This window comes from Rhizorhabdus wittichii (assembly GCF_017607425.1).
In the GTDB taxonomy this organism is placed as follows: domain Bacteria; phylum Pseudomonadota; class Alphaproteobacteria; order Sphingomonadales; family Sphingomonadaceae; genus Rhizorhabdus; species Rhizorhabdus wittichii.
This window is the reverse complement of record NZ_CP059319.1, coordinates 1,800,670-1,814,038: the sequence shown is the minus strand read 5'-3', so window position 1 is coordinate 1,814,038 and position 13,369 is coordinate 1,800,670. Positions and strand designations below refer to the sequence as shown.

The window sequence follows — 13,369 nt, the reverse complement described above, 5'->3', positions numbered from 1 at the left end:
CCGCATGATTAGACGGCGAAGGGGCTCGCCGCCAATGGCCGGATCGGAAAAGTTGTGTTCGCGAATCCGCTCCGGCCTACCGCTTGCCGACCGGCGGCAGCACCACCGTTTCGAGCAGGTCGAGCGGCATCGCGCCGTTGCCGAGGACGAGCGCGTGGAACTGGCGCAGGTCGAAGCGCCTTCCCATCCGCGCCTTGAGCCTGTCGCGCATCGCCAGCAGGCGGAGCTGGCCGAGCTTGTAGCCGAGCGCCTGGCCCGGCCACGCCATGTAGCGCTCGATCTCGGCGACGATCTCGCTCATCGGCGATCCGCTGTTCGCCTCCATATAGGCGATCGCCTGCTCGCGGCTCCATTTGAGCTGGTGCATGCCGGTGTCGACGACGAGGCGGACGCAGCGGAACAGGTCGTCGGCGAGCCGTCCGACGTCGCCCGCCGGATCATGCGCATAGAGGCCCATCTCGGCCGCCAGCCGCTCGGCATAGAGGCCCCAGCCTTCCTGATAGGCGTTGAAGCTGGCGATGCGCAGCATCAGCGGCGCCTGCGGCAGGGCGAGCAGGGTGGCGCCCTGGGTATGGTGGCCGGGCACGCCCTCATGATAGCTGAGCGTCGGCAGGCCGTAGCGGTGGACGCCGGCCATGTCGCGCAGGTTGATCCAGTAGATGCCGGGACGCGAGCCGTCGAGCGACGGGCCGTCATAATAGCCGCCCGGCGCCGAATCCTGGGTCGCCGGCGGCACCGCCCGGATTTCCAGCCGCTGGGCGGGGATCATCGCGCGGGGCAGGAATTCGTGCTGGCGCGCCTCCATGCCCGCGACCAGCTTGCGCAGATGGTCGAGCACCTCCTCGCGTCCGGCGGGCATGTCGGGGAAACGCTGCTTCGGATCGTCGGCGAGCGCGTCGAGCCGGTCGCGCAGCGATCCCCTGGAGAAGCCGAGCTGGCGGAGCCGCGCCTCGATCCGCGCGGTGACGAGCCTGACCTGTTCGAGGCCGATGCGGTGGATCTCCTCGGGCGTATCGTCGCTGTCGCCGACCGAGCGGACGTTTGCGGCGTAGAGCGCCTCGCCGTCGGGCTGGGCCCAGACCCCGGCCTCCTCGCGGCCCTCGGGCAGCAGGTCGCGCACCCGCTCGCGCAGCCGGCCGAAGGCGGGACGGGCGCGTTTCTCCAGCGCGGCGATCGCCCGCTGCTCGGCGGCGTCGCGGGTGCGCGCGTCGAGCCCGGCGGTCGCCATCCGGTCGCGCAGCGCGACGATCATCGGATGCCGGTCGGCCGGCCCGGCCAGGAAGCTCTCGACCACCGGCAGCGTCTTTTCGAGCAGCGCGCGGGGCGGGATGCAGCCGATCGCCTCGTCCGCCCGCGACTTCTCGACCACCCCGGCGAAGCCCGTCGCGAAGCCGTCGAGCTTCTCGATCCAGGCGTCGACCTCGATCGGCGAGGACAGCGGCTGCTGCGCGATCATCACGTTCGGGGTGTTCACCACCGGCCCGGAGATCTGGTTGACGACATAGGGCTCGTGCCCCGAGAACCAGAAGGGGTTGGGCCGGCCATAGCCGATCGCGGCGCTGCGCGTGCCGTTCTCGATCACCGCCGCGGCGATCTTCAGCCGGAGCTGGCCGAGCCGGTCGTTCTCGCAATCGATCTGCTCGATGGCGATGCCCGCCTCGCCCAGCGCGGTGCGCCAGGCCTCCTCCCCTCGGGCGAATAATCGTCCATCGAGCGCGCATAGGGGCCGCCCGCCGCCGACCCCCGGACCCCCCATAGGTGGCGATCTGGCGGTGGCGCAGCAGCTTGAGCGTGATCGCGTCGACCGGCGTGGTGATCGGGCAGGGACCCGGTCGCTTGGGCGGCGGGGCGGGCTGGCCGCGAGCGCGGCGGGCAGCGCCGGGGCGATGGCGGTGGCGCCCGGCAACTGCGCGAAGCGGCGGCGGGAGAGGGCGGGCAGGGGGCGGGAAGCGAGATGATCCGCAGATGCTGCGGCATGTGGTGACATTTTCGGGGCGGGACGGCAACAGTCGGCCGATGTTCATTCTCGATTCGATCGAAGCCACGGGCCGCCGCATCGCGCGGATCAGCCTCGACCGGCCCGCCGCGCGCAACGCCATCGCGATCGGCCAGTGGCCGGCGCTCGCCGACGCGGCCGGGGAAGCCGCCGCCTCGGGCGCCCGCGCGCTGATCGTCCGGTCGGGCGCCCCGGGCATCTTCTCCGCCGGAGCGGACCTCGGCGACCTTGCCGGGCTGGCAGCCGATCCGGCGCTGCGCCATCGCTTCCGCATCGACATGGCGCGCGCCTTCGATGCGATAGCGGGCCTGCCGATCGCGACGATCGCGGCGGTCGACGGCGGCTGTTACGGGGCCGGCGTCGCGCTGGCCATGGCCTGCGACATGCGGGTCGCGGGCGACGGGGCGCGGTTCGCGATCACCCCGGCCAGGGTCGGCATCGTCTATCCGGCCTGCGACGTCGAGCGGCTGAAGGCGCTGGTCGGGCCGGGGCAGGCGGCGCGGCTGCTCGCCACCGGCATGACGATCGGCGCCGACGAGGCGCTGGCGATCGGCCTGGTCGAGGAGCGGGCCGGCTCGGCCGACGCGGCGGCGCTGGCGCTGGCCGAAGCGATCGCCGCCAATGCGCGGTCGAGCGTCGCCGGGCTGAAGCGCATCCTGGCCGGCGACGAGGCCGCCGACCGGCTGTTCGAGGAGGCGTTCGGCGGCGCCGACTTCGGCGAGGGGGTGGCCGCGTTCCGGGAGCGGCGCAAGCCGGCGTTCGGGGCATGAGCGACGTGCTGCTGATCGCCGACCATGCGTCGAACCATGTGCCGGCCGATATCGACCTCGACATCGATCCGGTGCTGCTGAACCAGCATATGGCGATCGACATCGGCGTCGATCCGCTCGGCCGGCTGCTCTGCGCCCGGCTCGGCATGGACAGAATCTTCGGCCCGGTCTCGCGCCTCGTCATCGACCTCAACCGCGAGGAGGACGCCGCCGGCCTGATCCCGTCCGAAAGCGACGGCTTCGCGATCCCGGGCAACAAGCTGCTCGACGCGGACGGGCGGCGGGCGCGGGTCGAGCACTTCTGGCGGCCCTATCATCAGGGGATCGCCGCGCGGATCGCGGCGGAGCGCCCCTGCCTGATCGTGTCGCTGCACAGCTTCACGCCGCGCCTGTCGGCCCGGCCCGAGGAGGCGCGGCCCTGGCAGGTCGGCGTCCTCTACAACCGCGACGACCGCGCCGCCCGGCCCGGCATCGCCGCGCTGCGCGCCGCCGGCATCGTCACCGGCGACAACGAGCCCTATTCGGGCAAGGTGCTCAACGCGACGATGAACATGCATGCCGAGGCGAACGCCGTCCCCTATCTGGGGCTGGAGGTGCGCCAGGACCTGATCGGCGACGAGGCGGGCGTGGCGGCCTGGGCCGACCGGCTGGGACCGGTGATCGCCGAGGTGGCGGACGGCCTGCGCAAGGCCGCCGCCGATCGCTGAGTGGTCGCGCCGCATGGACGCTCGGCCGGTTCCTTGTTAGGCAGGGCCATCGCCGGCATCGCCCCGTAAGCGCCGGCGACTGAGAGACCGGCGTGCTCCCGCTTACGATGGAGTGCTGCCGTGAACCCCGATATCGACCGGACGGCATTGCTCCGCGCGCACGCGACGCTTTCCGCCGGCTGCGCGTTCGTCGCGACCTATGCCGAGCGGGAGGGGACGGCGCGGACGGCCCATCCGGCCCATGCGCGGATGACCGGCAATCGCCTTCACGAGCTCGATCGCTTCCTGTCGGTGCTGATCGACGAGGCGGCATCGCTGCTGAACGGACCGCGCCGGGACGCGCGGCTTTTCGCCCGGATGCGCAACACCCCGGAAAAGCTGCGACGGCTCGGGACCGTGGCCGCGCTCCACGGCGCGGTCGGCCAGCGCCTGGGCGCGATCGGGCGAATCTGCGCCTATCTGCGCCATTGCGGCGACGGCGTCCATCGCTCCGGGCTGGCCCGGGATATCCAGCTCGCCGGCGGGCGGACGGACGGCGGGCGAACGATCGCCGAAACCCCCATGGGGCTGTACCTCGAACCGCCGACGATCGTCGCGATTGCCGGCCTCTACCGGCTCGTCGGGGATGCGCTGCTGCTGTCCGTCGATGGGACCGCACCTTGACTTTTGGCGGTGCAGGGCCCATTTGCGTTCCGCTAACGTCGCCTGCGACGGAATTTGATGCCTAGACCTCGATAGGGGTCTGATCCACGTTATCGGCGGAAGCGCAGGCGCCTTCGTCCCGAACGTTTCGGCTCCAGGCTGATCCTTCCTTTCTCTCGCTTCAAGCTCTGTCCGTGCTTTTGCGGACGGATTCCCTGATGTTTTGAAAGGACATCATCATGCCGATCGGCACCGTCAAATTTTTCAACGCCGACAAGGGCTATGGCTTCATCGCGCCCGAGGAGGGCGGCGATGACAGCTTCGTGCATATCAGCGCCGTCGAGCGCGCCGGCATGGCCACGCTGAACAAGGATCAGCGGATCAGCTACGAGGTCGAGACCGATCGTCGCGGCAAGTCGTCGGCCGTCAACCTCCAGGCCGTTTGAAGCCTTGGCCAAGGAGGAACTGCTCGTTCTCAATGGGTTGATCCAGGAGATCCTTCCCGATGGACGCTTTCGCGTCTCGCTGGAGAACGATCATTCCATCATCGCCTACACGGCCGGCCGGATGCGGCGTTTCCGCATCCGATCGGTCGTCGGCGACGCCGTTCAGGTGGAGATGAGCCCCTATGATCTCGGCAAGGGCCGGATCATCTATCGCGAGCGGACACCCGGCCCTGCGGGCGCGGGTGGCCGCAGGCCGCGACGCTAGAGCCTGATCGCTCGAGGTGGAAAAACGCTCTGCGTTTCCACCGATGACGTGAAGCAGGCCCTATTCGAGGTCCAGGGCATCGCGAACAGGAACCTGGAACGAGCCGCGCGATATCCGATCGCGCGGTTCGCTCCGGTTCTCATGACAACCCGCGTCCGATCGGACGCGACAAGGACATCAATGTTTTTCAAGAAGACCATAGGTAACAGCAAGAATCTTTACCCCAACGCCGCCTTTCCCAAGAAGGCACGAGGCACGACGAGCGGCACATTGTCCCGCCAGGAACTCCAGCGCATCGTCGCCGACATCATCGGCTGACGGGCCTTCAACCAAAGGACCGCGCATGTCGGCTACCAGCGATTTCTATCTCGCCCGCGCGGCGGAAAGCGCCCTTCAGGCGGAATCCACCGATCTGGCGAACGTGCGGGATCGCTGGCTTCGCGCCGAAAGCGCCTGGCGCGCCATGGCCGACAAGCTGGTGAGCAGCGAACGCAAGCGCGCCGATGCGGCAACCGAGAAAGCCGAACGCGCCAGCTTCTGATGCGACAGGTCGTTCGGCGGGATTCGTCATCGCCTTTCGACCGTCACCAGATCGGCGGCGTCGCGCGCCGCGATCGCCGCGCTCTGGGCCAGCAGGTCGAGCATCCGATCGCTGACCCGCTGGTCGAGCAACATCTGGATGCCGAGCTCGACCTTGGTCGCCCGGGCCATGTTCCCGGCCCGCGCGAAGATCGTCCGGCTATCCTTCAGGCTCTTGAGCAATCCCCGGCGCCGCAGCGAGCGGCCATCGTCGTCCGGGTTCATCGGAACCTCCTTCAGCAACCACGATACGGATCGACAACGCATCGGCGCGCCGGTTGGTTCAGCCCGCGGCGCGGCCGAGGCGCGAGCGCAGGTAGAGGTGGGTCGTCATCGTCGCGCCCAATATCGGCGCGATCAGGTTGACGAAGGGGATCAGGAACAGGCCGGTCACGGTCGATCCGATCAGCATCCGCTCGATCCGCGTCCTTCCCAGCCAGCCATGCCGTTCGGCCCGATCGGCGTGGCGCGCGGCGACCATCTCGCCCAGGTCGCGGCCGAAGGCGATGCCGTTGACGACCACGAACAGGATCAGCGGCCCGATGCCGGTGAAAAGCAGGATGACGTAGAAGGGCAGGGCGACGAGATTGTAGATCAGCACGCGCGCGGCCGATCGCAGGCCGAGCAGGACGGCGGCGCCCGGCCCGATCGATCGCGCCGCGACCGCGGCCTGCGGATAATGGCGTTGCTCGACGATCGCCGCGATCCGCTCGACATAGGCGCAGACCACCCCCAGCGCGACGGCGGGGAACAGGAACCACAGCGCGAGCAGGGTCAGCACCACGGCGCCGACGCCGCCCTCGGCCGGGCTGAGCGTGCATTCCATGTCGCCGAACGCGGCGCAGGGATCGCTGCCCGCCAGGGCCCAGCCGAGCGTGACGCCCAGCGCCGCGAAGATCAGCAGGGTGATCAGCAGCGACCGGAGCAGGACGCCGAGAATCCGGGAGTCGGCCAGGTCGCCGACAGCGAGGGGAAGGATGCCGATCATGGCGGCACTACGGTCGACGGCGGCCGGGGTTCCGGGAGGCGTCGCCGCGCCTCATGCGGCACCGGCCTCGGCCTCGCCGTCGCGCTCCTCCAGGATGGTCCGGCGGAACGCCGCGCCGGTCGGCGACAGCTCCTCGCCATGGACGAGCCATAGCGAACTGGGGCTGGGCGCGGCGAAGGAGCGGTTGACGACATTGTCGACGTGCAGCCGCGCCATCGACTGGGCGATGATGGTCGGCCCGAAGCCGGCCGAGACGAGGCCGAGCAGCGTCGCCAGGCTGCGCGCCTCATGCGCGATCTTCGGCACGAATCCGGCCTCCTCGCACAGCGCGAAGAAATGCTCGGTGAAGCCGGTGCCGTTGGGCGGGCCGTAGAGGACCAGCGGCTCGTCGCGCAGGTCGGCGATCCGGGGCGGCTGCGGGCGGCGGGCGAGCCAATGGTCGTCGCGCACCGCCAGGATCATCTCCTCCTGCTGGAGGCATTGCGCCACCACGCCGTCGGGCAGGACCGGGGTCCGGTAGTCGCGGACGATGCCGATATCGAGCTGGCGGCTGAGCACGCCCTCGATCTGCTCGTCGCGCCCCTGCTCGCGCAGGATCAGCTCGACATCGGGATAGGTCCGGCGAAAGCGGTGCAGCGCGCGCGCGACGAACGGGATGAACGGCCCGGAAGTGGTGAAGCCCAGGCCGAGCCGGCCGATCTCCGCGCTATGGGCGAGCCGCGCGATCCGGGCCGCGCGATCGGCCTGTTCGAGCGCGCGGCGCGCCTCCGGCTCGAACAGCCGCCCGGCCTCGGTCAGGCGGACGCGCCGACTGGTGCGGTCGAACAGCTTTACGCCCAGCTCGTCCTCCAGCGCCCTGATCTGCTTGCTGAGCGGCGGTTGCGAGATGCCCAGCCGCTGGGCCGCGCGGCCGAAATGCATCTCGTCGGCCACACGAAGGAAATAGCGCAAATGCCGCAGGTCCATCGATCCATTCCGTTGGGATATCGATCGAGGCATATTATGTATTAGACGCGAAATGTCCAACGCGGCATGGGCGTGATCAAATGGGACGGCGCCCCGCGCCGGTCGCCGCGGATTCCGTGGAGTCCACGACCAGTGCTCCCCGCGCCGACATCGTCAGGAGAGGCGAATGCTATTGCGTCGCGGCACCGGTTCCGCCGACGATGCATCCGGGAGTCGTGAATGATCGGTATCGTCAAGGTCGCCCTGCATCGTCCGCTGACCTTCATCGTCATGGCGATCCTGATCGCGATCGGGGGCACGCTGGCGGCGCTGCGCACGCCGGTCGACATCTTCCCCAACATCCGCATCCCGGTGATCGCCGTGGCCTGGCAATATGCCGGCCTGCCGCCCCAGGACATGGCGGACCGGGTCATCGGCCCCTATGAGCGGGTGCTGACCACCACGGTCAACGACATCGACCATATCGAGAGCCAGTCGCTGCTCGGCGTCGGCATCGTCAAGATCTACTTCCAGCCGGGCGCCGACATCCGCACCGCGACGGCGCAGGTCACCTCGATCTCGCAGACCGTGCTGCGGCAGATGCCGCCGGGCACCACGCCGCCGCTGATCCTCAACTACAACGCGTCGACCGTGCCGATCCTCCAGCTCGCCCTGTCGGGCAAGGGACTGTCGGAGCAGCAGTTGTTCGACATCGGCCAGAACCAGATCCGGCCGCAGCTCGTCACCGTGCCCGGCCTCGCCATGCCCTTCCCGTCGGGCGGCAAGCAGCGGCAGGTGCAGATCGATCTCAACCCGCTCGCGCTCCAGTCGAAGGGCCTGTCGGCGCAGGACGTCGGCGCCGCGATCGCCGCGCAGAACCAGATCAACCCCGCCGGCTTCATCAAGATCGGCGAGACCCAGTACAGCGTCCGCCTGAACAACGCGCCCGCGTCGATCGAGGCGCTCAACAACCTGCCGGTGAAGGTGGTCAACGGCGCGACCATCTACATGCGCGACGTCGCCTATGTCCGCGACGGCAGCGCGCCGCAGCAGAACATCGTCCATGTCGAGGGAAGCCGGTCGGCGCTGCTGACCATCCTCAAGAACGGGGCGACGTCGACCCTGGCGATCGTCGAGGGGGTCAAGGACAAGCTGCCGAGCATCGCCGCGACGCTGCCCGACAGCCTTCGCATCCTGCCGATCGGGGATCAGTCGCTGTTCGTGAAGGCGGCGGTGCAGGGCGTCATCCACGAGGGCGCCATCGCCGCCGCGCTGACCTCGCTGATGATCCTGCTGTTCCTCGGCTCGTGGCGCTCGACGGTGATCATCGCGCTGTCGATCCCGCTCGCCATCCTCGGCGCGATCGCGGCGCTCGCCGCCTTCGGCCAGACGCTCAACGTCATGACGCTGGGCGGCCTCGCGCTCGCGGTCGGCATCCTCGTCGACGACGCGACGGTGACGATCGAGAACATCAACTGGCACCTCGAGCAGGGCAAGACCGTGATCGAGGCGATCCTCGCCGGCGCGGCGCAGATCGTCACGCCGGCCTTCGTCTCGCTGCTCTGCATCTGCATCGTGTTCGTGCCGATGTTCTTCCTGCCCGGCGTCGCCGGCTTCCTGTTCGTGCCGATGGCGCTGGCGGTCGTCTTCGCGATGATCGCCTCCTTCGTGCTGTCGCGCACGCTGGTGCCGACGATGGCGATGTACCTGCTCAAGGCGCACCGGCCCGGCGACGAGGACGAGCATCTCGCCGGCACGGCCGGCTCGCGCAATCCGCTGGTCCGGTTCCAGCGCGGCTTCGAGCATCGCTTCGAGAAGGTCCGGGCCGGCTATGTCGGCCTGCTCCGCCGCGCGCTCCAGGCGCGCAAGCCCTTCCTGCTCGGCTTCATGGCGGTGGTGCTGCTGTCGTTCGCGCTGGTGCCGTTCCTCGGCAGCAACTTCTTCCCGTCGGTCGATTCCGGCCAGATCGCGATGCACGTCCGCGTCCCCGCCGGCACCCGCATCGAACAGACCGCCGCGACCTTCGACCGCATCGCCCGCGAGGTCCGCACGATCATTCCGGCGACCGAGCTGACGTCGATCACGGACAATATCGGCCTGCCGGTCAGCTCGATCAACACCGTCTACAACAACAGCGGCACGATCGGTCCGCAGGACGGCGACATGCTGATCGCGCTCGCCGAGGGCCATCGTCCGACCGAACAGGTCGTCGCCGAGCTGCGGCGCGAGCTGCCGCGCCGCTTCCCCGGCTCGACCTTCTCCTTCCTGCCGGCCGACATCACCAGCCAGATCCTGAACTTCGGCGCGCCGGCCCCGATCGACGTCCAGATCGCCGGCAAGAAGGCGGCCGACAACCGCGCCTATGCGCAGAAGCTGCTGGCCAGGATCGCGACCGTCCCCGGCCTGGCCGATGCCCGCATCCAGCAGCCGGCCTACGCGCCGCAGCTCAACGTCGACGTCGATCGCTCGCGCGTCGGCCAATATGGGCTGACCGAGCGCGACGTCACCACCAGCCTCGCCAGCCAGCTCGCCGGCACCTCGCAGACCGCGCCGGTCTTCTTCGTCAATCCGGAGAACGGCGTGCAATATCCGGTGGTCGCGCAGGCGCCCGAATATCTGGTCGGATCGATGGGCGATCTGTCCAACCTGCCGGTATCGGGCGCCGCCAACGTGCCGGTGCAGCCGCTCGGCGGCCTCGCCGCGATCGAGCGGTCCAGCACGGTGCCGGTCGTCTCGCACTATAATATCGAGCCGGTGCTCGACATCTTCGCGACCACGCAGGGCCGCGACCTGGGCGCGGTGGCGGGCGACGTCCGGCGCGCGATCAGGCAATTGGAGGCGGAGCAGCCCAAGGGCGTGACCGTCACCATCCGCGGCCAATATGCGACGATGAACACCGCCTTCTCGGGGCTCGGCTTCGGCCTGCTCGGCGCGATCGTGCTGATCTACCTGCTGATCGTCGTGAACTTCCAGAGCTGGGTCGATCCGTTCGTGATCATCACCGCGCTGCCCGCGGCGCTGGCCGGCATCGTCTGGATGCTGTTCACCACCGGCACGACGCTGTCGGTGCCGGCGCTGACCGGCGCGATCATGTGCATGGGGGTTGCGACCGCCAACTCGATCCTCGTCGTCAGCTTCGCGCGCGAACGGCTCGCCGAACTGGGCGACGCGACCATGGCCGCGATCGAGGCGGGCATGGTCCGCTTCCGCCCGGTGCTGATGACCGCGCTCGCGATGATCATCGGCATGGCGCCGATGGCGTTCGGGCTGGGCGAGGGCGGCGAGCAGAACGCCCCGCTCGGCCGCGCCGTGATCGGCGGCCTGATCTGCGCCACCGTCGCCACCCTGTTCTTCGTCCCCACCGTCTTCGCCCTCGCGCATCGCAAGCGGGATGCGGAGGCCGTCTCCCTGGAAATGCAGTCAAGCCATGCCTGATCCCGTCAGCACCCCCGAAAGCCAGATCGATCGCGGCCCCGACGGCCGCACCCTGAAGCGGGTGGGCATCGGCGCCGGCGCGGTCGCGCTGATCGTCGTCGGCCTCGGCGTCGCCTCGCGCATCAGCGCCACCAACGAGCTGCGCCGGACCGCCGCCGACGCGGCGGTGCCGACCGTGTCGGTGGTGCTGCCCGGCGTCGACGGGGAAGGGGCGAAGCTGCTGCTGCCCGGCACCGTCCAGGCGTTCAACAGCGCCGCCATCTATGCACGGACCAACGGCTATGTCCGCCGCTGGCTCGCCGACATCGGCGATCGGGTGCATGCGGGCCAGCCGCTCGCGGTGCTCGACGCGCCCGAGCTCGACCAGCAGCTCGCGGCCGCCCGCGCCGATTACCAGACCGCGCTCGCCAACCAGCGCCTCGCCGACACCACGGCGAAGCGGTGGAGCGCGATGCTGGCGCAGGACGCGGTGTCGCGGCAGGAGGCGGACGAGAAGGCCGGTGATCTCGCCGCGCGCACCGCGCTGTCCAACGCCGCGCTCGCCAATGTGAAGCGGCTCCAGGCGCTGCAGGGCTTCACCCGCCTGACCGCGCCCTTCGACGGCGTGGTGACGAGCCGGTCGGCGCAGATCGGCGCGCTGGTCGTCGCGGGCAATGCGGCGGCGCAACCGCTGTTCACCGTGTCCGACACCCACCGCATGCGCGTCTATGTCCGCGTGCCGCAGGGCTATTCGGCCTCGATCCGTCCCGGCATGGAAGCGACGCTGTCGCTGCCCGAATATCCGGGCCGCGCCTTCACCGCGACGCTGACCCGCAGCGCGGGCGCGGTCGACGCGCAGTCGGGCGCGGTGCTGGTCGAGCTCCAGGCCGACAATCGCGACGGCGCGCTCAAGCCGGGGGCGTTCGCGCAGGTCGACTTCCGGGTTGGCGCGGGCCAGGGCAAGGGCGTCAGCCTGCCCGGCAGCGCGATCCTCTACGGCAATGACGGGCCGAGCGTCGCGGTGGTCGGCCGCGACGGCCATGTCGTCGTCAAGTCCGTCGCGATCGCCCGCGACGAAGGCGCGACGGTGCTGCTGTCGGGCGGCGTCGCGCCCGGCGAGCGGGTGATCGACACGCCCCCTGACGCGATCCGCAGCGGCGATCGGGTGCGGGTGCAGGCGAGCGCCGCCGCCGGCGGGAAGGGCGCGGCGCATGCGGGTTGAGCGCGGCGTCGCGGCGCTGGCGCTGGCGATGCTCGCGGGCTGCTCGATGGCGCCCGCCTATCGCCCGCCGCAGACGGCCGTGCCGCAGGGCTTCAAGGAGGTCGAGGGTTGGGCTGCCGCGACGCCGATGGACGGCGCGCCGCGCGGCGACTGGTGGACGGCGTTCGACGATCCCGTGCTCGACGACCTGATCGCACGCGCCGCGCAGGCGAGCCCGACGCTGGACGCGGCGCTCGCCCGCTACAACCAGGCGCGCGCGGCGGCGCGGATCGAATCCGCCGACCTGTTCCCGCAGATCGCGGCCGGCGCCGATGCGGGCCGCCAGCGCGTGTCGGGCAACCGCTTCAACGGCAACGGCACCGCCCAGACCTACGACCAGTACACGGTCGGCGCGACGCTCGATTATGAGGTCGACCTGTGGGGCCGTATCCGCAACGGCGCCAGGGCGGCGCGCGCCGATGCCGAGGCGAGCGGTGACGACCTCGCCTCGGCCCGGCTCAGCCTCCAGACTGCTGTCGCCGACGCCTATGCGCGGCTGCGCGGGCTCGACGCCGAGGCGGCGTTGTTGCGCCAGACTGTCGACGCCTTCGGCAAGGCCTATGACCTGACCGCGAAGCGCCACAATGGCGGCATCGCCTCGGGCATCGACGTCAATCGCGCGCGGACCGTGCTCGACAATGCCCGCGCGCAGATTTCGGCGATCGCCAACCAGCGCGCGGCGACCGAGCATGAGATCGCCGCGCTGGTCGGCGCGGTGGCGTCGGACTTCGCGATCCCGGTGCGGGACCAGCCGCTGCTGTCGCCGGCGATGCCGGCCGGCGCGCCCTCCGCCCTGCTCCAGCGGCGGCCCGACATCGCCGCGGCCGAGCGGCGGATGTTCGCCGCCAATGCCCGGATCGGGGTCGCGCGGGCCGCTTTCTTCCCGACGCTGACGCTCGGCCTCGCCGGCGGCTGGCAGACGACGCATGGCGAGCTGTTCGCGGCGCCCAACGGCTTCTGGGGGCTCGGGCCCGCCTCGGCGCTGCTGTCGCTGTTCGACGGCGGCCGGCGCAAGGCGGGGGTGCGGCTGTCGCGCGCCGAATATGACGAGCTGGCGGCCGACTATCGCGGCACCGTGCTGACCGCCTTCCGCGAGGTCGAGGACGCGTTGGCGGCGAGCCGCCACCTCGCCGACCAGATCGCCCAGCAGCGCAGCGCCGCGACGGCGGCCGAGCGGACCAGCCAGCTTGCGCTGACCCGCTATCGCGACGGCGCGGCGGACTATCTGGAGGTGGTGACGGCGCAGACCGACGCGCTCGATGCGCGGCGCGCCCTGTTGTCGGCGGAGACCCAGCGCATGCGCGCCAGCGTCGCGCTGGTCCGGGCGCTGGGCGGCGCGGCCTGAAACACCTCTTT

14 protein-coding genes are annotated in these 13,369 nt (G+C 70.3%); 10 read left to right on the top strand and 4 right to left on the bottom strand.

All coding sequences use genetic code 11. From position 1 onward, the window contains the following. Positions 1-76: 76 nt before the first annotated feature. Positions 77-1,756 (bottom strand): DUF885 domain-containing protein, encoded by a 1,680-nt coding sequence (locus tag HRJ34_RS08580; RefSeq protein ID WP_226949109.1) that lies wholly within the window; start codon positions 1,754-1,756, stop codon positions 77-79. Positions 1,757-2,016: 260 nt separating this feature from the next. On the opposite strand from HRJ34_RS08580, the gene HRJ34_RS08575 reads away from it, so the two are divergent. The 7 genes from HRJ34_RS08575 to HRJ34_RS08545 all read left to right on the top strand — a co-directional run bounded on the left by HRJ34_RS08575 (position 2,017) and on the right by HRJ34_RS08545 (position 5,367). After that, positions 2,017-2,766, top strand: coding sequence for an enoyl-CoA hydratase/isomerase family protein (locus tag HRJ34_RS08575; protein ID WP_208633860.1), 750 nt, complete (start codon positions 2,017-2,019; stop codon positions 2,764-2,766). Beyond that, the gene (locus HRJ34_RS08570; RefSeq protein ID WP_208633859.1) at positions 2,763-3,473 is read left to right on the top strand and encodes an N-formylglutamate amidohydrolase; all 711 of its coding nucleotides are present in this window, start codon (positions 2,763-2,765) and stop codon (positions 3,471-3,473) included. Before HRJ34_RS08575 ends, HRJ34_RS08570 begins: the two co-directional genes overlap by 4 nt. Positions 3,474-3,593: 120 nt before the next feature. Next, positions 3,594-4,136, top strand: coding sequence for a hypothetical protein (locus HRJ34_RS08565; protein ID WP_208633858.1), 543 nt, complete (start codon positions 3,594-3,596; stop codon positions 4,134-4,136). Positions 4,137-4,354: 218 nt separating this feature from the next. Continuing rightward, the gene (locus tag HRJ34_RS08560; RefSeq protein ID WP_012050817.1) at positions 4,355-4,561 is read left to right on the top strand and encodes a cold-shock protein; all 207 of its coding nucleotides are present in this window, start codon (positions 4,355-4,357) and stop codon (positions 4,559-4,561) included. 4 nt (positions 4,562-4,565) lie between these two features. Next, entirely contained in the window at positions 4,566-4,826 is a 261-nt protein-coding gene (gene infA / locus HRJ34_RS08555; RefSeq protein WP_012050818.1) for a translation initiation factor IF-1, read from the top strand. Positions 4,827-4,874: 48 nt separating this feature from the next. Beyond that, positions 4,875-5,144 (top strand): hypothetical protein, encoded by a 270-nt coding sequence (locus tag HRJ34_RS08550; RefSeq protein WP_208633857.1) that lies wholly within the window; start codon positions 4,875-4,877, stop codon positions 5,142-5,144. Between the two features lie 25 nt (positions 5,145-5,169). Beyond that, positions 5,170-5,367, top strand: coding sequence for a hypothetical protein (locus tag HRJ34_RS08545; RefSeq protein ID WP_208633856.1), 198 nt, complete (start codon positions 5,170-5,172; stop codon positions 5,365-5,367). Positions 5,368-5,393: 26 nt separating this feature from the next. Here the strand turns inward: HRJ34_RS08545 and HRJ34_RS08540 are convergent, their stop codons facing one another. The 3 genes from HRJ34_RS08540 to HRJ34_RS08530 are packed head-to-tail and all read right to left on the bottom strand — an operon-like array spanning position 5,394 to position 7,359. After that, on the bottom strand, positions 5,394-5,630 hold the full coding sequence (locus HRJ34_RS08540) for a hypothetical protein (protein ID WP_029994114.1): 237 nt from the start codon (positions 5,628-5,630) through the stop codon (positions 5,394-5,396). 58 nt (positions 5,631-5,688) lie between these two features. Next, positions 5,689-6,393, bottom strand: a complete 705-nt coding sequence (locus HRJ34_RS08535) for an EI24 domain-containing protein (RefSeq protein ID WP_208633855.1) — start codon at positions 6,391-6,393, stop codon at positions 5,689-5,691. A 51-nt stretch (positions 6,394-6,444) separates the two neighbouring features. Continuing rightward, complete coding sequence (locus HRJ34_RS08530; protein WP_029548914.1) at positions 6,445-7,359, bottom strand: LysR substrate-binding domain-containing protein; 915 nt, start codon at positions 7,357-7,359, stop codon at positions 6,445-6,447. Positions 7,360-7,578: 219 nt separating this feature from the next. On the opposite strand from HRJ34_RS08530, the gene HRJ34_RS08525 reads away from it, so the two are divergent. Genes HRJ34_RS08525 through HRJ34_RS08515 form a run of 3 tightly spaced genes read left to right on the top strand, consistent with a single transcriptional unit; the run spans position 7,579 to position 13,358 of the window. Then, positions 7,579-10,773: an efflux RND transporter permease subunit gene (locus HRJ34_RS08525; RefSeq protein ID WP_012050823.1), complete on the top strand. Its 3,195-nt coding sequence runs from the start codon at positions 7,579-7,581 to the stop codon at positions 10,771-10,773. Beyond that, positions 10,766-11,974, top strand: a complete 1,209-nt coding sequence (locus HRJ34_RS08520) for an efflux RND transporter periplasmic adaptor subunit (RefSeq protein WP_208633854.1) — start codon at positions 10,766-10,768, stop codon at positions 11,972-11,974. Before HRJ34_RS08525 ends, HRJ34_RS08520 begins: the two co-directional genes overlap by 8 nt. Then, positions 11,964-13,358 carry an efflux transporter outer membrane subunit gene (locus tag HRJ34_RS08515; RefSeq protein ID WP_208633853.1) on the top strand — a complete coding sequence of 465 codons (1,395 nt, stop codon included), beginning with the start codon at positions 11,964-11,966 and terminating at the stop codon, positions 13,356-13,358. Before HRJ34_RS08520 ends, HRJ34_RS08515 begins: the two co-directional genes overlap by 11 nt. The last annotated feature ends 11 nt before the right edge of the window (positions 13,359-13,369 follow it).